The following is an 18801-nucleotide window of genomic DNA, read 5'->3' as shown; positions in this document are numbered from 1 at the left end:
TAATTGGGCGCGGGCGAGCGGCTGTTCAAGCGTTTCCGGTCAGGCGAGCGTCAGATAGATTTCCGCTTCGATGACCCAGTCCGCGCCGACCTGCCGCCATTTGGCGCTGTAGGTGCCGGATGCGAGGGGACGGTCCGAACCGGCGGTCACGCCCTGCCATCGGCCATGCTCCATCGCGATGGGTTCGACCGGCGAGGCGACGATATGCTCCGGCGTGCGGGTGTAGACGGTGCGCTCCGCTGCGGCGAATTCCCGCTTCCACGCCTGAAGCTGCGCCTTGCGGCCGGAGATCACCGTGCTGTCCGATCCGGTGACGAGCATGGCCTGGGGCGCGAGCAGGGGGCCGATGGCATTCAGGTCCGCCTCCGCCAGGGCGCGGTTGAAATCGGCGCGGCGCATGCGGATGGCAAGGTCGGGGGGTGTCGTCATCGGGCGGCTTTAGGATTCTTGACCGGAAATGGCCAGTTTAAGACATTCCCCTCCCGCAGGCGGGAGGGGTTAGGGGTGGGTGCGAGCGCAGCGAGCTTCCAGCTTAGCCGTTGAAAACTCACGCTGATGCCGCGCCAGCCCACCCCCTAGCCCCCTCCCGCCTGCGGGAGGGGGAATGTCCGCAATCCACCCCGGAAAACCGCTCAAATCCGCATCTGGTTCATCAGTCCCAGCGTCGCGGCATAATAGTCCTGATCGGCGGCGGCGGCCGGCAGGTTGCGGTTCAGCAGGCGTCCGGCGATGGCGGTGGCGCCGGCGGAGAGCGCATAGGGCGCGGTTTCGCCCGTGACCACATTCACCCAGGCGGGCAGCGGCCTGCCCGCGCGCACGAGGGCGAGCCAATAGCGCGCGATCGAGTCGCAAGCGCTCCGCCGCCCGCTCATCAGGCAGTAGAGCGGCACGCGGATGCCTTCGAAGCCGAAGACCGGATCGCGTCCCTCCGCCGGTTCGACCACGCCCTTGCCCTTGATGTCGAGCCAGTCGGCGGGAAGGCCGGAGGGGCCGAAGCGCGCGGCCTTCGGGATCTTCAGCCCATCGGCGGCCAACGGACCCCAGACGCGCGGTTCCAGCCGGGCGAAGGCGTCGATCGCCGGCCAGACATAATAAGAGGGGTTGACGATCACTCGATCCGCCTTGGCGAAGCCGACAAGGCCGGGCAGCAGCAGGGTGAAGCCGTGGCGCTGCACGATCAGCTTCTGCGCGACCGCGCCCCGGACCGCTGCCGACTGCTGCAGATAATCCGCCTTGCCCCAGCGGCGACCCGCCATCAGCAGCGCCCAGGCGATCAGCAGGTCGCCGTCGGTCGCATTGTTGGGATCGGCCACCGGATCGGCGCGGCCGGGCGTGTAGCGCCAGCTATGCAGCGCCATGTCCTTGCGCAACAGCGTCTGGGCGGTCCAGCGCGCCATGACGTCGAAGGCCGCGCTGTCGCCCGCCGCCTGCGCCAGCGCCATGCCATAGCCCTGACCCTCGCTATGGCTGACGCCGCCATTGCCATTGTCGACGATCCGGCCTTCTGGCGCCAGGAAGCGGGCCTTGTAGCCCTGCCAGAGCGCGGGATCGAGCATCAGGCCGTCCATGGATTTGGCGGAGGACTTGGCGCGGGCGCAGCCGGTCGTCAGGGCAAAGGCGAGGGCGGTCAGGACCGTCCGCCGTTCAAATCCCATGACGCAGTTCGATATGCCCGCCCTGGCTGCGTGAAATCCGGGTGCTGAGCCGTTCGCCGCTGCCCATCTGCCGGAACCATGCGTCATAGGCTCCCTCCAGGATGAAGGGGGCGACTCCGGCCCATATGCCGTCGGCATCACCCTCCAGCCTTTCGGGCAGGCCGTCATGGAAGATGTCGATTCCTTCATCGTCCAGTTCGAATCGGACGCTGCCCCAATGCAGCCTGTCCCAGACCATGTTGCCGTGCTGGGTCAGCCTGTCCATATCCTTGGCATTGACGATCGGATGGCTTTTGGCAAGCCGCGCGCCGACCGCGCGGAAAAAGCCCTGCATCTGTTCCGCCGTGGCGGCGGAGGCGATTTCGCCGAGGATCAGGCTGACGAAGCGCTGTGCAGCCTCCCCGCCGGATGCGAGCATGGCGATGTCCTGATTGCCCGCCATCGGGAAATCCTTCACGAACAACATCAATTGCCTCCGATATTCTGCTTGAGCCCGATCAGTGTCTTGAACTCCTTATATTCACCGAAAGTGTTGATATTCAGTTCCCCGCCCAGCCGCGTGTTCGGGCTGACCCGATAGGAAATCGCGCCGGCCGCCGACAGGCCGAAGCCGGTCTTGCTGATGCTGTCATAACGGGAACGGACGTCGCTGTTCTGGCTCTTGAGGAAATCCAGCACGCCCTGCGCGCCCGGCTCCGTCGGATAGACGGGCTCACCCTGCTGATCGTAGCTCTGATAGCCGGGCGCGACGCTGGCCTGGATGCTCATCGGGCCGTCATTCGTCCAGTAACGGATCGGGAAATTGACGCTGAGGAAGCTCTGCGGGCTGAAATAGCCGCCATGGCCGTAGGTGAAGTAATTCTGGTTGTTGTCGTAATTCTGGTAATTGACGTTGAAGCCCACGGAAACGCCCGAGCGCGCATTCTGCCACGCCCGCAAATAGCCGCCGGCATTGATCTCCACGCTGTCATTGTCGCGCACCGCCGTGCCGTCATAATGATAGAAGGAGCCGTCGGCATAGACGCCATTGCCGTTGCGGTCATAGGACAGGGACAGGCCGCCGCCGCTCTTCATCACAGCGCCCCAGAAGGCGCCGGTGCGTGGGTCGTCCGTGCCAGCATAGGCGATGATGCTGTCGGTCACGGGCTTGCGGTCGGCCCAGATGCGGGCGGTGGCGTTGGTGGACAGGCGGGGCGTCACCTCGATCCTGCCGGTGACATGCTCCTTGGGGAAACCCAGCGGCGTGACGCCCGCTTCCAGCTTCAGCAGCTTGCTGACATAGCTGGCGGTGACGGCGACGCCTGACTGATGCTGCGTTTCGGCGCTGGTGAGCTGGGACGGCTGCTCGTCCACGATCCCCTGCGCCTCGGGCGTGGCGTTGGTGCCGAAGCGGGCGAGGCCCGACCCGGTCGGGCGGCCCGAATCCAGCACGACCGCCGTTGCCTTGACGCCGACCCGGCCCCCCGCGACGGGTGCGGAGAGGGAAGCGCTGCCAGTCATTTCGCGCAATTTGCTGAGGCCCGTTTCGCCCGAGCGCGACCGATAGCCTGTGTCGACGTCGACGCGCGGGCCGCTTTCGTCGGCCGATTGCTGCAATTGCTGGTCGATCTCCGCCAGCACCGGATCTGCGGGGACGTTCGTTACGCCGCTGTTCCGATCGGCATAGGCCTGATCGGCATAGACCGGGTTGCCGTAGGAAGGCGCCGGGGCCGCCATTCCGGGAAAGCCGGCGGGGGCGGCATAGCCCGGCGCGGGCGGGTAGGCGGGCATGGCAGCCGGGGCGGGCACGCCAAAGCCTGACCCCACGGGCGGCTGAGGGGCAAAGCCCATGGGCGGCGCATAGGGCGCCGACAGGGCCGCGGGATTGCTGCCGAGCGCGAACGGATTGACCGGCTGCGGCGCGGCCATGGCGCGGAAGGGGTTGGCCGATTGAGGCGCCGCCGCGAAGGGATTGCCGTTCGCCATGACGGCGCCAGGCGCCATGCCGGTTTCGCGCATGTAGAGCGCACGGGCGGTCTTGAGGTAACGCGCCGCGTCCCCGTCATTGCCGCGCGTGCGGGCCATGCGGGCGGCCGCCATATAGACCCGGTAATCGGCCGGATGCATCTGGATCGCCTGCTGGGTGACGGCGCGCGCCGTTTCCATGTCGCCCGATGCGCTGGCCGTGTCGATCAGGCCCACCATCGCGTCGCGATCCGCCGGCTTCTGCGCCAGCAGCATGCGGAAGGTCTGCGCCGCTTGCGCGTTGAGGCCGCCCGATTGGTACAGCCGCGCCAGGGCGGAAAGGATTTCCTCATTGCCCGGCGCATCGTTCCATGCCGCCTGCAACATGTCGAAGGCCGGGGCGAACTGCCCCGCCTGCCGCATCCGGTCCGCCTGCGCGGCCGCCAGCGTCGCCTTCAGATTGCCAAGGCTGCGTTGGCCCTGAAGCGAGGGGCCGGCCAGCGCCGACGCCTTCTGCACGGCGCTCATGGCGATGCCGTCCTGTCCGGTCTGCGCCAGCACCCGCACCGCCGCGTCATAGGCGCCGGCATCATTGGCGGGGGCGTCCAGCGCCTGCGCCGCCAGCTGGCCCGCGCCGCGCGCATCGCCCAGTTCCAGCATGCCCTGCGCCAGCGCGCCCATGCGGTCGGCGGACAGGCCGCGCATCTCCGACGCCTGGCGCAACATGGCGAGCCCCTGGCCCTGCGCGCCCCGCGCCCCAGCGGCCTTCGCCTGGGCGATGGTGGCGGATATGCCGAGGCCGGCGATGAAGTTGCGCATCTCCGCCGTGCGCTGCCCTTCCGGAATGCGCGCGGCGACGGCCTGCGCATCGCCGGTGCGTCCCGCGCGGTCCAGGATCAGCGCGGCGGCGTAAAGCGGTTCGGGCTTGTCGGAATAGGAAAGCTGGCGGACCAGCGCGTCCTGCTCCGCCACGCGGCCCTGCTGCTGAAGCAGCCCGGCAAGGTCGTAGGCGACCCAGGGATCGTCGGGCGCATTGCCCATGGCGGCGCGCAGCAACTGTTCGGCGCGGGCGCTGTCCCCTGCGTCGAGGGCGGCGCGCGCCTCGTTGCGGGTGGCGCTGGCCTGGGCCGTGGCGGCTCCAGCGCCGGCCTTGCCCAACTGGCGGTAGAGTTCGGCCGCCTCATTATAGCGGCCCTGCCGTTCATAGACGCTGGCCAGCACCGATACCGCAGGCCCCCTGTCGCGAAAGTCCGACTGGCTGAGCGCGGTGGCGAGCCGCTCCGCCTGCGCGAGGTCGCCCTTGTCGAGCGCCGTCCGGGCGGAGTCCAAATCGGCATAGAAGCGCGCCGACTGCAATGCCTCGGCCCATTTGCCCGCGCCCCCCATGCGCGAGGCGCGGGTCAACAGGTCGCGGGCCTGCGCGAATTCGGACTTGCGCAGCCGCACGATCCCCATACCGCCCAGCGCGTCGGCGTCGTTGGGATTGGCGGATAGCGCCGTGCGGAAGCGGGCGGCCGCGGCGTCGAGCTGTCCGGCCTCCAGCGCGCGGAAGCCGGCGGCACGGGCGTCGCCGCCCCGGTCCGTACGGGTGGGGCGCGCGGGCGCGGGCGCGGTGCGCGCCGGGGCGGGCGCCGCCGCCTGGGCGGGAGGGGCAGGGCGGGCGGCTTGCGCAGGCTGCGGCCTCGCCGCGGCCTTGGGCTGGGGCGCATTGCCGGCAAGGCCGCGCCGCGCTTCGGCATTGGCGGGATCGATGGCCAGCACCCGGTTATAGGCCTGTCGCGCCAGGTCGCCGCGTCCCTTGGACTGCCAGTAGCGGGCCTGCTTGAGCAGCGGGGCGACACCCTGCACCTCCGCCTGCGCCAGGGGCAGCGTCGCGATGGCCAGCAGCGGCAGGCCGAGGATGGAGATCGTCTTCTTCATGATCATTTCACCGCTTCGAGGCGCTTGGTTTCCTGCCGCTTGAACAGCAGATAGACCGGTGCGGAGATGAGGAAGGCGACCAGCAGGCCACCCAGGGCGATCAGGAACGGCCGCTGGCTCATCCAATAGGCGATCTTCATCCAGACCGGCAGCGATCCGACCCAATAGCCGTCGCCCACCGCAAAGCTCGCCATGCCTTCACCGTCCACCACCGAAAGATCGCCCTGCACCTGCGCGTTGATCCTGGTGTCGTTGAGGCCGTTGACCAGCGCCGGCAGCGCTTCGGGATCGCTGGCCAGCAGCGCGACGACGCTGCGGTCGGTGTCGAAGGGCGACTGGAAGCCGACGATGCCGCTGAAGCTGTCGGACCCGGAGAAGAAGCCGTCGACCGTGCCGCTGTCGCTGCGCTCATAGGGGGAGAAGAGGTCGAAGGCCCGCTCCACCGGCGTGCGTTCGGTGACGCGCAGCCGGCCGTCCTGGTAAAAGACGGGCGCGCCGGAAAAGAGCGATTCCGACTGGGCGATCTGGACCGGGCCGATGACCAATATGTCCTTGCCCGCCATGCGCGCGGCATCGACCGACCGGGTGACGCTGGCCCGGATCGCGGGTGCGCCGGTCGCGTCCCCGAAACGGCCCATGACGTTCAGGAAGGCCTCGACCACGGCGGCCGTCGGATCGCCGGGCAGCAGGACGACCGTCTCCGCCATGTCGGGCCGCACGGTGAAGGGATAGCCCCCGCCCGCGAAGCTCGCCAGATTGGGCATGTGCAGCGCATGATAGGCGTGGCTGAGGTCGATCGAGCTTTCCGGCAAGATGCTGACGCGCACATTGTCGGGCAGCATCCCCTCGCAGCGCTGCTTGGACTGGACCAGCAGATTATAGTCGAACACCAGCGAGTTCTGGCCGAACAGGTCGTAGCGCGGCAGCACGACGTCGGCGCGCGACGTATAGGCCGTGGGCCGTCCGCCGCCGAACCATTTGTCCCACCAATGTTCGCCGGTCAGCGGCAGGGTGGTCAGATATTGGCCGTTCATCGACAGGTCGAGGCGCGAGCGGGACTTGTCCAGCCAGGGGGCGGACGGATAGCGGTAGCGCAGGTCGAGCTTGGCCCCCTGGCGCGGCCAGAAGAACAGGTCGGGCGCGACATGGAAGCCGGCGCTGAGCGGGCCGGGCGGCAGGCCGATGCCCTGCAGGGCATAGCGCGGCACGATCTCGCCCAGGCGCACCGGCCGGTCGGTCCGCAGCCAGCGCGGCGCGGAATAGCGGGGGAAGGAGGGCAGGCGCACGCCGTCCAGCGACGCGCTCGCCCCGCCCAGCATGCCCCGTCCGATGGCGAGCGCCGCGGCCGCCTGCTTCAACTGCTTCTCGTCGCTGCCGCTGACGACCAGCAACTGGCCCTCGCTGTCCACCGGATTGGTGATGATGGTGGCGGCGGACCCCCCGGGAAGGTTGATGCCGGGAATGCGGCGGCCCGGCGTCACGAACAGCACGGCGTTGCCGGCGGGGATCTGGCCAAAGCTGGGCTTGAAGGAATAGCCGCGATAGCTGGCCATGCCGCCGAACCAGGATGCGGTGCTGGCCGCCGCCTCCAGCTCGCCATTGGTGGGCTTGCCCGCGAAGACGAAGGGCAGTTTCAGCGCCACATTCTCGTTGCGGTCGAAAAAGGGCGCGGGCAGGCGCGCGAGGTCGGGCTTCAGCGGCAGCGACTGGGTGGTGATGTTCAGCACCGACCGCGTGTTGCTGACATTGGCCCAGAGCGAGCTGTGGAAGGGGTCTTCGCAGTCGCGGGTGTAATGGCCGATGAAGCGCAGGTTGAGCGAATTGTCGCCCGGCAGGAACAGCGCCGGGTTGATCGGCACGGTCACCGTCTGCGTCGTGCCGTCCGAAGGCCGAAGCGGCAGGGCGTTGACCACTTCTCCGTTCAGCAGGACGACGATCTGGCTGAGGTCGCCCAGCAGCGAGGGCGAGAAGTTGAAGGCCAGGTTCAGAGAGGCGCCGGTCACGACCTGATTGCTGCGCAGGCCGAAGGGAATGCCATATTCGCCGCGCGTTCCGGCGAGGCGGATGGGGTTCTTGACCTGCAGGTCCTTGAGCAGCAGCCGCTGCGGCTTGCCGCCCGCCGCCGGGACCGGCGTGGCCGCGGCGGGGGTGCTCGCCGGCACGGCGGGAACCGCATTGGCGGAAGTGGTGGCGAGCGCCCCGGCGGCCGCGGCGGCGGCCATGGCGCGCATCGCCTTCTTCCGGCGGCGCGGCAGGCGCCATATGTCGATGATCGTGTCGATGCCCACGCTGAAAATATCCCTGATGGATTTGAGGCCGGCGACCGGCGCCAGCGGCTTGTCCGATTGCCACGCATCGGCGCGGCCCATGACGGCGCGCACCAGATGACGGGCATGCACCATGTCGAGCGGCTGGAAGCGCAGCTTGGCCCGGCCGTTATCCAGGCGAACCGTGTCGACCGGAATGGTCAGCGTCTCGTCGCCCATCGGCAGCGAGATGTCCGTGACCTTGCGCCCCTGGAGCGCGAAACCGTCCGGCAGCTCCGCCGCCAGCCCGCCCAATGAAATGTCCACGGTCGTCCCGTCGACGACATAGCCGTCGTCGAAATAGAGCGTCACGGGCATTTGCGCGGTGATGCGGATATTCTCGCGTACCTGCCGCTGTTCCCGTGCGACCGAAATCGCCGCGATCAGGATCAGCAGGCTGAAGCTCGCCCATGCGGTGTTCAGCAGCACCGTGTCCCACTGGGCGTCGAACAGGAGGGGGAAGTTCAGCTTCACGAAGCCGAAGATCACGCCGAACACCAGCAGCAGCGCGGTGATGACATGCGGCCGCACCGTGGTGCCGTCGAAATAGGTCTGGTCCAGCAGGCCGCCCTTGTCGGTCACGTTGAACTTGCCCTTGCGCGGGTTCAGCAGCGTGAACAGCGTCGGCTTCACCAGATGGAAGGCGAGCAGCGTTTCGTAGATCTCGCCCCAGAAGGGCCGCCGGTCGCCGCCCTGGATGCGCTCGCTCGACATGGTGGAGATGAACAGGTGCGGCAGCGCATAGGCGAAGATCAGCGCGGCCGACGCATGGATGATGTTCTGTCCGCCGATCAGATAGGCGAGCGGCGACGTCAGGAACACGATGCGCGGCAGCGGAAACTGGAAATGCAGCATCGCGTTCAGGTAGCAAAGCCGCTGGTGCCAGTTCAGGCCCGGCCCGAACAGCGGATTGTCGATCCGCATGATCTGCGTCATGCCGCGCGCCCAGCGGATGCGCTGGCCGACATGCAGCACCAGCCGCTCGGTCGCGAGGCCCGCCGACAGGCGGATGCCGATATAGGCGGTGTTCCAGCCCATGCGCTGCAGTTTCAGCGCGGTATGCGCGTCCTCCGTCACCGTCTCGCCGGCAAAGCCGTTGGTCTGCTCCAGCGCGGATCGGCGGATGACCGCGCACGACCCGCAGAAGAAGGTCGCGTTCCACAGGTCGTTGCCCTTCTGCACCGCGCCGTAGAACAGGTCGCCTTCGCCCGGCAGTTCCTTCACATTGCCCAGGTTCCGCTGCACCGGATCAGGCGAATAGAAATGGTGCGGCGTCTGCATCAGCGCCAGCCGCGCGTCCTTCTGGAACCAGCCGACCGTCATCTGCAGGAAGGCGCGGGTGGGGACGTGGTCGCAGTCGAAGATCGCGATCAGTTCCCCGTCGGTCTTCTTCATCGCGGCGTTCAGATTGCCCGCCTTGGCGTGCAGATTGTCGGCCCGCGTCAGGTAGCCGCAGCCGGCCTGCCGCGCGAAGGCCCGGAATTCGGGGCGGCGGCCGTCGTCCAGGATATAGACGTGGAAGCGGTCGCGCGGATAATCCATGTCCATCGCCGCGAAAACCGTGTTCTGGACGATCGCCAGGCTCTCATTATAGGTGGGGATATAGACGTCGATGACCGGCCATTGATCGGGCTCGCCCTCGATCTCCACGACCGGGCGGTCCAGCGGCCAGCTCGTCTGCAACAGGCCCAGGACCAGGATGACCCAGGCGTAGAGTTCCGCCAGATAAAGGCCGGTGCCCAGCAGGGCCGCGGGCAGGCTGTCGAAGTCCAGCGTGTGCGTCGTGCGCCAGAACAGATAGCGGGTGGACACCAGCAGCGACAATATGCCGATGGCGATGGTCGACCGTTTGCCGGGCGAACGGTTGAACAGGATCACGCCCGCCATGGTGGTCAGCGCGAATATCCACTGCGATTCCAGGTCGAGCGGCACCGTCACCACGACGATGACGACGGCAGCCACGAAGAGCCCCGCCGCAAGCCTGAGAAGGGCCTGCGGGGCGAGTTGGGAAGGGAGGGACATCAGGCGTCTCCTGTAACCTCGATGTTCGCCTCTCCCGGGGCGGGTTTCAGTCCGATGCGCTCTTCCACGGCGTCGGCGAACAGGCGCAGGTCCTGCAACGCGGCGCTCGGCGGCGCATATTTGCTGATGAGTTCGAACCGCGCGAGCGCTTCGTTGACGGCCTCGTCGCGGCGGATGGTGGCCAGCAACTGGTCCCCGAACAGGTCGCGGACGAAGCTGTGGCTGTGGCGCGACAGCTTCTGCCGGTCGTCCAGCTGGTTGAGGACGAAGACGGTGCGGTCCAGCTTCATCGCCGGGGCCGTCTCGCTCAGGCGGTTGAGCGTGGCGAGAGAGGCGGCAGTGGGCAGTAGGGGACAGATATGCAGCACGCAGCGGGGCATCAGCAGTTCCAGCAGGTGCCGGTCCTCCGATGCGACATCGACGATCCAGATATGGCCGGGATCGAACATCCGCTCGAACTCCCGGTCCACCCGGGCCGCGAAGGCGGCGGAGCGGCTCTGGCCATGGCCCTGCATGACGCTGACCCCGAAGGCCACCAGCGGTTCGCCGCCGCCCGCGCCCCATTCCGGCACGGCCTGCGCCGGCATGAAGCCGAAATGCATCTTCAGCGAATCCTGGAAGGTGCAGTCGAGCGCGTTGACCTCATAGCCTTTGCCGGCAAGGTGCAGGGCGAGCTGGGCCGCCAGGAAAGTCGTGCCGGTGCCCCCCTTGGGCGATTGAAGCAGGATGACGGCCATCAATCCAGCTCCGAGAAGCGGTTGAAGAATTCCTTGAGGTCGACATTGTTCTTCGGCGCCGCCCGCCGCTGGGGCGCGCCATATTGGGCGAAGATCTGATTCGGCGCGGCCGGGGGCTGCGATGTCCTGGCGGCGGGGGCGGGCCGTTCGTCCTGCTGGACCTGCCGGACGGGCAGCCGTGCGGCGTCATCGCCCACCACCTTCTGGTCGCCCAGCACGGCCGCGAAAATGGGCCATAATTCCGTTTCCGAGAACCGGTCCTCAAATTCGCGATAGGCGAAGTCCTTGCGGTTCAGCTTCTCCAGCAGTTTGCGAGCATCGCGGCGCATTGGCCCCCCATATGCGTGAACGGTAAGTAGTTTGTTGCTTATAGCTAATTTACTATATCTTTCTTAATAGAATGACAGTGGGATGCGACAAAAAACTGAAAGCTGATATGGATCAAGAAAGATATGCCGATCGTTTCGCTAATAGACTGTTTCTGAACGGTATATGTCGGCAAATACATTCCAGCGGGCTTTTCCGTCATGTCTCATCCGTAACGATCACGGGCAGCAAGGATCGGTTTTGTGCCAATGAGATACAGGTGCGGCTCGATTCATGGCATTTTTTCGACCTGAACCGGATTGGATTATAAAGGGAATATCATGATCGGGCGGCTGGCGGATAAAGGCCTGTCATTTCCCTTGCGACCCGGACAAGTGTTAAACAAGCTGGAATCACTGGCGCATCATCGCCGGATAGGCGACTTCATCAGGACCATATCATGAAGTGGTGGCCGATCCCGCAAGACGGGGATCGGGCTTTACTACAAACCCTCGGCCTCGACCCAATGGGCGCCAGTGATCTCCCGCGCCAGTTCCCAAACCTGGCGGCGGATGTCGGGAACGGCGACGATTTCCCAATGGGCGCCGCGGGTCATCGGGCCGACGACGAAAAGGCGGGGCTGGGCCGATCCGTCGCGGGCTATGGCATGGCATTGGCGGTCGACATCGATGCCGATCGCCAACGGATCGGGGCGGATGTCGCCGCGCGATGCCAGGCGGCGCAGCAACGGATCGTCGGTGCGCCGCAGGTCGCCCAGCGGGCCGGTGCAATTGACGACCCTGGCGAAGGCGACGGTCTCGCCCTCTTCCCGGCCACGACGACGCAGATGCACATGGATCGTGCCGCCCTCCGGAACGGCCTGCACGACTTTCGCGGCGCGGATTTCCAGCCGTCCTTCCGCCTGCATCGCCGCCAGCCGCTCCGCCACCTGCGGTGCGATGCGGTGGCGGTGCACGTCCCAATAGGGGCGCAGGTGGCGCAGGAAGCGGCTGCGCTCCTCCGCGCTGGCGGCCCGCCACATATCCTGGGTGAAGCGGCGAAGCTCATCCACGGCATTGCGCCAGCCGATTTCCCCGCTGCGTCTGCGCAGCGTCCGGACCAGCGTGGAAGCGGCGCCCTTCGGCCGGTCGCTGCGCGGCGCATAGGGGGGCGCCGGCGCATGGCTTTGCGGCGCCAGCCCACGGCGGGATAGGGCGACGATCCGCCCCCGGAATCCGGCGCGATCCAGGCTGAGCGCGCAATCCACCGCCGTCAGCCCGCTGCCGAGCAGCAGCACCCGATCGCTGTCCTGCAAGCCCGCCGCGATGGTCGCCGCCCAGGGATCGTTCACATAGACGGCATTGTCGGGGCCGTCCCTGTCGCGCAATCCGGCAAAGGCGGGCAGGTCGTGCGGCGGCAGATTGCCGGGCGCCAGCGCCACGATGTCGGCTTCGATCCCGCCCCCGGAACGCAGGACGACGCATATGCCGTCGTCGCGCAGCTGCAGGTCGACGGCATCGCCGTTCAATATGGTCAGCCTGTCCGCGGCCTGCCCCCGCACCTCGTCCAGCATGGCGCTGAGATAGGCGCCATAGTCGCGCCGGGTGGCGAAGCTGCCTTCCTGGCCCAGTCCCTGCTGCTTCAGCCAGTCGGTGAAATGATCGGGGCTGTCGGGCAGGGCGCTCATATTGGCGGCGCGCACGTTGAGAACATGGCCGGCATGCGCCGCTCCATAGGCGAGGCCCCGGCCCATCCGTTCTTCATGGCGCTCCACCATCGTCACGCGCAACGCACCATGACGAAGCAGGTTGATGGCGAGCAGCGTGCCGCTGAACCCTCCTCCGATAATGGCGGCGTGATCGACCTTCAGCATGGATCAGGCATTTTTCCATAACAGCGGTTGGCCCGGATGGCGCGGCGGACCATGGAAGAAGCAGGATCGCAACTGTCCCAACCCCTTCCGCCCGAACGCATTTCCCAAGCCTAGGAGCGGACAGGCAATAGGGGCAAGCCCCATTGTGGACAAGGGTCGCGGCAATGCCGATCCGGCGTCATGGAACGCCGTCGGCAATATGCTGTGCAACGGCATTTTGACGCATGGGCGGCCGCTCGCTACGGAGGCTGGCATGATCGCACTGCTATCCCCCGCCAAGACGCTTGATTTCGAACGCGCGCTGCCGCCCCTGCCCGTCACCACCCCGCATTTCGCCGAAGAGGCGCGCGGCCTGGCCAGATCGGCCGCCAACCTTTCGCAGAAGCGGTTGTCGGAGTTGATGCATATCTCGCCGCGCCTGGCGAAGCTCAACGCGGACCGCTTCCGCGATTTTGCCGACTTGCCCGAACGGCAGGCTCTGTTCGCCTTTGCCGGCGATGTCTATACAGGTTTCGAAGCCAGTACGCTGGACGAAGCGGCGGTCGCCTTCGCGCAGGACCATGTCCGGATGCTGTCGGGCCTTTATGGCCTGTTGCGGCCGCTGGACGCGATCCGGCCCTACCGGCTGGAGATGGGGACGCGCTGGGCGCCGCGCCACAAGAAGCTGACCGACTGGTGGGGCGATCGCATCGCTGAACTGCTCCGCGGGCAGATCGCGGAGGAGGGGTCGGGCGTGGTCCTCAACCTCGCCAGCCAGGAATATTTCGCGGCGGTGGAAGGCAAGCTGGCGGGCATCCGCATCATCGACGTCGATTTTCGCGAGCCCGGTCCCGACGGACCGCGCTTCGTCAGTTTCAATGCCAAGCGCGCCCGGGGCATGATGGCCCGATGGATGTGCGAGCATCGCATAACCGACGTCGATGCGATGCGCGGCTTCGACAGCGACGGCTATCGCTTCGATGCCGGGGAGAGCGAGCCCGATCGCTGGCGCTTCACTCGGACCTGAGCGGGCTTACCGCCGTTCCGTTGCTACGACCGCCCGGATGGCCGGATGGGAAGCGAGATCGTGATCGCTCGCTTCCCGTCCATGATCAGGATTTGGCGGTTGCGGCTTCGGGCGTTTTTTCCTCGCCGCCCAGATGCGAACTGGCTGCTTCCAATGCCGCCTTCAGCGACTTGGGCTTGGCGGTTCCATTGGCCTTCGCAGGAGCGGCCTTCTTTACCGGGGCCTTTTCCTGCGCAGGCGCCTTGGAAGCGGCGGCAGCCTTGCCGTCCGCCTTGTCGCCCTTGGCGGCGGCGATCGAAAGGCGCTGGCGCGGCTCCTTCCTGTCCTTACTGGCGGAGGCCGGCGCCGCGGCGCGATTGCCGCGGTTCGATATGACGGGGGCGGGCCCATCCTTCGCCTTGTTCGTCTTTGGCGCTGCGGCCTTAGCAGGCGCCGCGGCCTTCGCCGGCGCATCGGACCCGGCGGCGGGAGCAGCCTTTTCCGATGATTTGGGCGCGGCGGCCGGGCTTGCCGGAGTGGCCGCTGCCTTCGCAGGGGCTGCGGCCTTCGTAGCGACGACCGGCTTACGGCCCAGGCCGGCCTTTTCCGCGACGGCGCGACGCGCCTGCGAATAGCTTTGCGCCACCAGCGGATAGGTGCTGGGCAGCTTGTAGCGTTCCCGATATTGTTCCGGCGTCAGGCCATGGGCGGCCAGATGGCGCTTCAAGGTCTTGTACGGCCTGCCGTCGATCAGGCTGAGGATATGATCGGGCGAGGCGAGGCTCTTGCGCACCGAAACCGCAGGCGTGAAGGTTTCGGCAGCGGGCTCGGCAATGGTCGCCGTGGCATTTTCCGTCAGCGCCGTGCGGGTGGTCTTGATCAGATCGGCCAAGCTTTCGCTCGGAACGCTGTTTCGCGAGACATAAGCGCTGAGCAACTGGACGGTAAGGGCAGTGATGTCGTTCTTGTCTTCGTCGGCCATGTGAGCGAACCCGTTTCAGGAGGATGTTAGCGCTATTTGCGCAAATCGACGCAGATTGTAAATGTCGGATTTCCAGTAAATGGTCTTCTATGCCTGTATTTGCCGGCAATCGATCCAATGTCGGAAAGTCGATCCCGTTCCATGATCGTCAAATCGGCGTGCGTGATCGGGCATCAATCCTTCTCAATGACATCGGTCCTGGGCATGAGGCGGCAGTCGCGCCAGTTCCGGTCGCCCCTGGGCACGAACGACACATAGTCGCCGTCGATGATGAGGGCCGCCCGGGGACTTCGATAATATCGGCCCAGCGATATTGCCCCGCGTTTGAGCGTGAGCTGCCCGTCCTTCCAGACGACCGTGGCGCGGTCGGCATCGGCGCGGACGGAAAAGCGCCGTCCGGCGGCGCACTGGACCTCCATGTCGGCGTCCGGGCGTTGTGCGCCTGCCGGCGCGAGGGTCGCGGCGGCCGCCACTATGGCGGCCATCGGCATGAGGGCGCCGGGGAAAGAGCGGCATGTCATTGCTGGAGCCTTGTTGGAACGGACTTCCTCCCTAACTCGCCGTCGAGTCGTCGGTTCCTGTGGCGAGGGCGTTGGCGATCATGGCGGCCAGCGTCTCCTCCGCCCGCTGCTTGACGCCCGCATCCTTGGACAGCAGGTCGTGCCTGATCCATTGCGGCGCCCGACTGAGAATAGCCATGATCAGATTCGTCGTCTTCTCGTCCATGCAACCGCTATGCGGGCCCTGTTTGCTTCCGGCAACCGCAAAAGGAATCACCCAGATCAAGCTGCGCCTTGGGCGTCGCGGACAATGGCCGCCGCGGCCATGGCGGAACGGCTCCGCCCCTTGACCGATGTTGAACCTGCGGGCGCTGAGTTGTTGCGGCGTGTCGCGAATTTTCGATGGGTTTGCCACGAAGCATGTCAGGCTATGAACCATGTCCGAACAGGTCGACGAAGATGCTGTTGCACCTCCATCCTGTTTTCAGCAATGATATTATATGAGAAATATTATTCGGGCATGGTCCGACCATTTATGGCGTGGCAGCGAGGCGTGTCGGCCCCGCTGCCAAAACGCGGGGGAAGTCTTCAGTCGTCAATCCGAATTAAATCACCGGATGAACGGGTCTGGGCCGCCCACGGCGCGGAGGTCGAAGGGGCTCTTGATGGAGCATCGATCTTCTCGTGCCTGTAGAAGGGCTCGACGACAAGCTTGTTCCTCTCGCTATCGAGGTTGCGTTGCAGTTCCTGCGACTATTCGTCCGACGTCTCCCTAAGTCGATGGGAAAAAGATCGATGAGGCCCGATTCCATGAGGAACGATTTACCGCTTGGCCAAGCCGCGGGGCATCGATGCTCGCAGCAGCCTGTTCATTGCCGAATGGCGAATGCCTTGCGCTTTACCGTGAATGTCTCGCGACGGCGGAGCCAATGCTGCACCGGCCGGTCCAGCAGGGCGAAGCCAGGGATGGACGCAAGCATGGCCATCGGCAGCATGGTGATCGCCAAGGCAATATCGCTTGCGGCCCCGGCGCCTGACCACCTTTCCATGAATGTGATCATCGGCCGGTGAACGAGATAGAGAGCGAAGGAGGCCGCTCCCAGCGATTGCAGCCCAGGCTGGCGGAGCAGATGCGATAATGCGCCCTGACCATGGGCGAATATCAATATCAGGACAGCCATCGGCGGCAGGAAGATGAGCTGGTAGCGAAAAGCGAGGGGAACTGCGAACCATTCCACGGCGACCATGGTCGCCGGCAGCGAAATGGCCGCAAGCGCTTCCGTTGCGCTCGTCGCCCATCGTCGTCCGATGCCCGATCGCTAGGCCCGGCACAGCAGGATGCCCGCGATGAATTCGAACAGCCGGGTAAGCGGGAACACATAGAAGATCCAGTCCACCCATGGCGAATAACCCGCGACCGTAAGGGCTGTAAAACAGCTTCCCGCCACGATCAGGACCATGCCGGCGATGAAGACCGCGCGCAGCACCGGCTCGCGCCATTTCAAAAGCCATGGGAAAAGCGCATAGAAGAACAGCTCGTCGGACAGGCTCCAGGAGGGGCCGTTGAGCGAATAATGGACCAACGGGTCTGGAGACCAGCTATGATCAACTGGACGGTCGAAGTGGGCGCAACCGACGATGCCAGCGATATTCGCACGACGTTGCGCATACCCTTTAGCTTGAACTAGACCAGATTTCGACCCGTCGGTTCGGCCGCTCTGGATCTGTGTTTTCACCGCCTTTTCCGGGTCGGCAGAGGATTGCTCCTGCTTGGAATATGCTCTGGCGCGGCGATCCGGTTATATCGGATGGGCGGGACACTCTACTGCGCGCCTGGTCGGACCCTGCCCTGTTCTGCCGCCGCTTCGCGCCATTGTCCCTGCGCGATGCCGTTGAGCGTCCAGTCCCCGATCCGCCACCGCACCAGCCGCAAAGTCGGGTGCCCCAGGGCAGCCGTCATGCGCCTGACCTGTCGGTTGCGTCCTTCGCGGATCGTCAGGCTCAGCCAGCAATCCGGCACGCTCTTGCGAAACCGGACCGGGGGATCGCGGGGCCAGAGGGGGGCGCGTCGATGCGTTCGACCTGCGCGGGCAGGGTCAGGCCGTCCTTCAGGCGCACGCCACGCCGCAGCGCCGCCAGCGTCGCCCCGTCCGGGTCCCCCTCCACCTGCACGAGATAGGTCTTGGGCATCTTGAAACGCGGGTCGGCTATCCGCGCCTGCAGGCGGCCGTCGTCGGTCAGCAGCAACAATCCCTCGCTGTCGAGGTCGAGCCGGCCCGCCGGATAGAAGCCGGGGCGGTCGATATAGGCGGCCAGCGTCGGACGGGGCGGGCCCGTCCGTTCATCGCTGAACTGGCAGAGCACGCCATAAGGCTTGTTGAACAGGATCAGCGCCATGACGGATCAGTCCGCATCGAACGCCAGGCTGCCCTGGTCGATCAACGCCGCAACCAGCGTGACCACGGCGGCGGAGGCCGCGAGTTCCGCATCCACGACCATGGCCGGTTCCATGCACAGCCCCTCGGCCAGTCGCGCCGTGTCGCCGTCGCAATCGAAGCCATGGCCGTCCACGAACAGCAGCAGTTCCGGCTCTCCCTGGCGGATGAAGGAAAAGCGGCTGGCGGGATTGCGGCTGAGCGGCACGCCCTGAGCCAGAAGGGCGCGCACCGTCGCTTCGTCCGCCGGCTCATCCGGCCGCCAATCCATGTCCGCCGACTTGGGCAGGCTGTTGTAAAGGCCGAACCAGCGGGCGAAGGCGCGGCGGTCGGACAGCGCCTCCAGCACCATGGCATGCATCCGGTCGAGGGCCGACGCCGCGATCTCACCGGCATTGGGCTGGATGATGAGGTCGGGATCGGCATAGCGATCCTCGTCCACCATGTCGTCGGCCTGATGCCGGCACCAGTTTTCGATTAGTTCGGCGCGGGACGGCGCGCGGAAGCCGATGGAATAGGTCATGCAGTCCCCGCCCACCGCCACGCCGTCATGCGTGAAGCAGGGCGGGACATAGAGAATGTCTCCGGGTTCGAGGACATAGTCCCCCGTCGCCTCGAAATCGGGGATCAGGCGCAGGTCGTCATGCGGCAGCAGCGGCGTTGCGGAATCGCATCGCGGGCCGACGCGCCAGCGCCTCTTGCCCAGGCCCTGCACCAGGAACACGTCATATTGGTCGAAATGCGGCCCGACGCCGCCCCCGTCGGTAGCATAGCTGACCATCACATCGTCGATGCGCCAGTCGGGTATGAAGCGGAAGGGTTGGATCAACGCCGCGACATCGGGCACATGATGGTCGACCGCCTGCACCAGAAGTGTCCCGGCGTCGCCGAGTTCGGTGAAACGATCCTCCGACAGCGGGCCGCTTTCCATGGCGAGCCTATCCGCCTGCCGGGTGATGAGGCGCGATTCGACGCCCTCCTCGCAGGCGAGGCCGGCCAGCTCGTCCGGCTCCAGCGGGTTGCGCCACGCGCTCCACGGGTTGCGGATCAGCAGCGGGCGCTTCTGCCAATGGTGGCGCAGGAACAGGTCAATGTCGAAACGGGCGAGGTGCATGCCCCGCCCATGCGCCGTCCTG

Annotated in this window: 15 protein-coding genes and 1 pseudogene; 1 reads left to right on the top strand and 15 read right to left on the bottom strand. The window is 66.2% G+C overall.

Annotated elements, in window-relative coordinates:
* Positions 1-39: 39 nt before the first annotated feature.
* The 8 genes from LDB29_RS20985 to LDB29_RS20950 form a co-directional block, all read right to left on the bottom strand.
* Entirely contained in the window at positions 40-429 is a 390-nt protein-coding gene (locus tag LDB29_RS20985) for a nuclear transport factor 2 family protein (protein WP_137708754.1), read from the bottom strand.
* A 203-nt stretch (positions 430-632) separates the two neighbouring features.
* A complete protein-coding gene (locus tag LDB29_RS20980; RefSeq protein WP_257557608.1) occupies positions 633-1655 on the bottom strand; it encodes a glycosyl hydrolase family 8 in 1023 nt (340 codons plus the stop codon).
* Positions 1645-2121, bottom strand: coding sequence for a cellulose biosynthesis protein BcsD (gene bcsD / locus LDB29_RS20975; protein ID WP_025549999.1), 477 nt, complete (start codon positions 2119-2121; stop codon positions 1645-1647). The genes LDB29_RS20980 and bcsD overlap by 11 nt, the downstream gene beginning before the upstream one ends.
* Positions 2121-5519: a cellulose biosynthesis protein BcsC gene (locus LDB29_RS20970; RefSeq protein WP_257557607.1), complete on the bottom strand. Its 3399-nt coding sequence runs from the start codon at positions 5517-5519 to the stop codon at positions 2121-2123. Before LDB29_RS20970 ends, bcsD begins: the two co-directional genes overlap by 1 nt.
* Before the next feature lie 2 nt (positions 5520-5521).
* A complete protein-coding gene (bcsA, locus tag LDB29_RS20965) occupies positions 5522-9847 on the bottom strand; it encodes a UDP-forming cellulose synthase catalytic subunit (RefSeq protein ID WP_257557605.1) in 4326 nt (1441 codons plus the stop codon).
* Positions 9847-10584, bottom strand: coding sequence for a cellulose synthase operon protein YhjQ/BcsQ (locus LDB29_RS20960; RefSeq protein WP_025550001.1), 738 nt, complete (start codon positions 10582-10584; stop codon positions 9847-9849). Before LDB29_RS20960 ends, bcsA begins: the two co-directional genes overlap by 1 nt.
* Positions 10584-10913, bottom strand: coding sequence for a hypothetical protein (locus tag LDB29_RS20955; protein WP_140043096.1), 330 nt, complete (start codon positions 10911-10913; stop codon positions 10584-10586). Before LDB29_RS20955 ends, LDB29_RS20960 begins: the two co-directional genes overlap by 1 nt.
* Positions 10914-11392: 479 nt before the next feature.
* Positions 11393-12763, bottom strand: coding sequence for an FAD/NAD(P)-binding protein (locus tag LDB29_RS20950; RefSeq protein ID WP_257557601.1), 1371 nt, complete (start codon positions 12761-12763; stop codon positions 11393-11395).
* Between the two features lie 253 nt (positions 12764-13016).
* Between LDB29_RS20950 and yaaA the strand changes: the two genes are divergently transcribed.
* Complete coding sequence (gene yaaA / locus LDB29_RS20945) at positions 13017-13769, top strand: peroxide stress protein YaaA (RefSeq protein ID WP_025550004.1); 753 nt, start codon at positions 13017-13019, stop codon at positions 13767-13769.
* 85 nt (positions 13770-13854) lie between these two features.
* Here the strand turns inward: yaaA and LDB29_RS20940 are convergent, their stop codons facing one another.
* The 7 genes and pseudogenes from LDB29_RS20940 to LDB29_RS20910 form a co-directional block, all read right to left on the bottom strand.
* Complete coding sequence (locus LDB29_RS20940; protein WP_044661059.1) at positions 13855-14730, bottom strand: MucR family transcriptional regulator; 876 nt, start codon at positions 14728-14730, stop codon at positions 13855-13857.
* Positions 14731-14903: 173 nt separating this feature from the next.
* Complete coding sequence (locus LDB29_RS20935; protein ID WP_025550005.1) at positions 14904-15251, bottom strand: hypothetical protein; 348 nt, start codon at positions 15249-15251, stop codon at positions 14904-14906.
* 31 nt (positions 15252-15282) lie between these two features.
* Entirely contained in the window at positions 15283-15429 is a 147-nt protein-coding gene (locus tag LDB29_RS20930; protein WP_171407208.1) for a hypothetical protein, read from the bottom strand.
* Between the two features lie 670 nt (positions 15430-16099).
* On the bottom strand, positions 16100-16477 hold the full coding sequence (locus LDB29_RS20925; RefSeq protein WP_044661060.1) for a hypothetical protein: 378 nt from the start codon (positions 16475-16477) through the stop codon (positions 16100-16102).
* A gap of 72 nt (positions 16478-16549) precedes the next feature.
* The gene (locus tag LDB29_RS20920; protein WP_084694358.1) at positions 16550-16966 is read right to left on the bottom strand and encodes an acyltransferase; all 417 of its coding nucleotides are present in this window, start codon (positions 16964-16966) and stop codon (positions 16550-16552) included.
* A gap of 86 nt (positions 16967-17052) precedes the next feature.
* A pseudogene (locus LDB29_RS20915) lies at positions 17053-17627 on the bottom strand (pseudouridine synthase).
* A 6-nt stretch (positions 17628-17633) separates the two neighbouring features.
* Positions 17634-18779, bottom strand: coding sequence for a cupin domain-containing protein (locus LDB29_RS20910; RefSeq protein WP_257557592.1), 1146 nt, complete (start codon positions 18777-18779; stop codon positions 17634-17636).
* Positions 18780-18801 lie beyond the last annotated feature (22 nt).

The sequence above is a fragment of the Sphingobium sp. CFD-2 genome (assembly GCF_024611135.1).
Classification (GTDB): domain Bacteria; phylum Pseudomonadota; class Alphaproteobacteria; order Sphingomonadales; family Sphingomonadaceae; genus Sphingobium; species Sphingobium fuliginis.
Note: the sequence above shows the minus strand (reverse complement) of the source record. Positions and strands in the feature narration are given on the sequence as shown.

Excerpts from the sequence above, each read along its gene's own strand:
- LDB29_RS20985 (WP_137708754.1), bottom strand. The coding sequence starts at position 429 with ATGACGACACCCCCCGACCTTGCCATCCGCATGCGCCGCGCCGATTTC.
- LDB29_RS20980 (WP_257557608.1), bottom strand. The coding sequence starts at position 1,655 with ATGGGATTTGAACGGCGGACGGTCCTGACCGCCCTCGCCTTTGCCCTG.
- bcsD (WP_025549999.1), bottom strand. The coding sequence starts at position 2,121 with ATGTTGTTCGTGAAGGATTTCCCGATGGCGGGCAATCAGGACATCGCC.
- LDB29_RS20970 (WP_257557607.1), bottom strand. The coding sequence starts at position 5,519 with ATGAAGAAGACGATCTCCATCCTCGGCCTGCCGCTGCTGGCCATCGCG.
- bcsA (WP_257557605.1), bottom strand. The coding sequence starts at position 9,847 with ATGTCCCTCCCTTCCCAACTCGCCCCGCAGGCCCTTCTCAGGCTTGCG.
- LDB29_RS20960 (WP_025550001.1), bottom strand. The coding sequence starts at position 10,584 with ATGGCCGTCATCCTGCTTCAATCGCCCAAGGGGGGCACCGGCACGACT.
- LDB29_RS20955 (WP_140043096.1), bottom strand. The coding sequence starts at position 10,913 with ATGCGCCGCGATGCTCGCAAACTGCTGGAGAAGCTGAACCGCAAGGAC.
- LDB29_RS20950 (WP_257557601.1), bottom strand. The coding sequence starts at position 12,763 with ATGCTGAAGGTCGATCACGCCGCCATTATCGGAGGAGGGTTCAGCGGC.
- yaaA (WP_025550004.1), top strand. The coding sequence starts at position 13,017 with ATGATCGCACTGCTATCCCCCGCCAAGACGCTTGATTTCGAACGCGCG.
- LDB29_RS20940 (WP_044661059.1), bottom strand. The coding sequence starts at position 14,730 with ATGGCCGACGAAGACAAGAACGACATCACTGCCCTTACCGTCCAGTTG.
- LDB29_RS20935 (WP_025550005.1), bottom strand. The coding sequence starts at position 15,251 with ATGACATGCCGCTCTTTCCCCGGCGCCCTCATGCCGATGGCCGCCATA.
- LDB29_RS20930 (WP_171407208.1), bottom strand. The coding sequence starts at position 15,429 with ATGGCTATTCTCAGTCGGGCGCCGCAATGGATCAGGCACGACCTGCTG.
- LDB29_RS20925 (WP_044661060.1), bottom strand. The coding sequence starts at position 16,477 with ATGGTCGCCGTGGAATGGTTCGCAGTTCCCCTCGCTTTTCGCTACCAG.
- LDB29_RS20910 (WP_257557592.1), bottom strand. The coding sequence starts at position 18,779 with ATGCACCTCGCCCGTTTCGACATTGACCTGTTCCTGCGCCACCATTGG.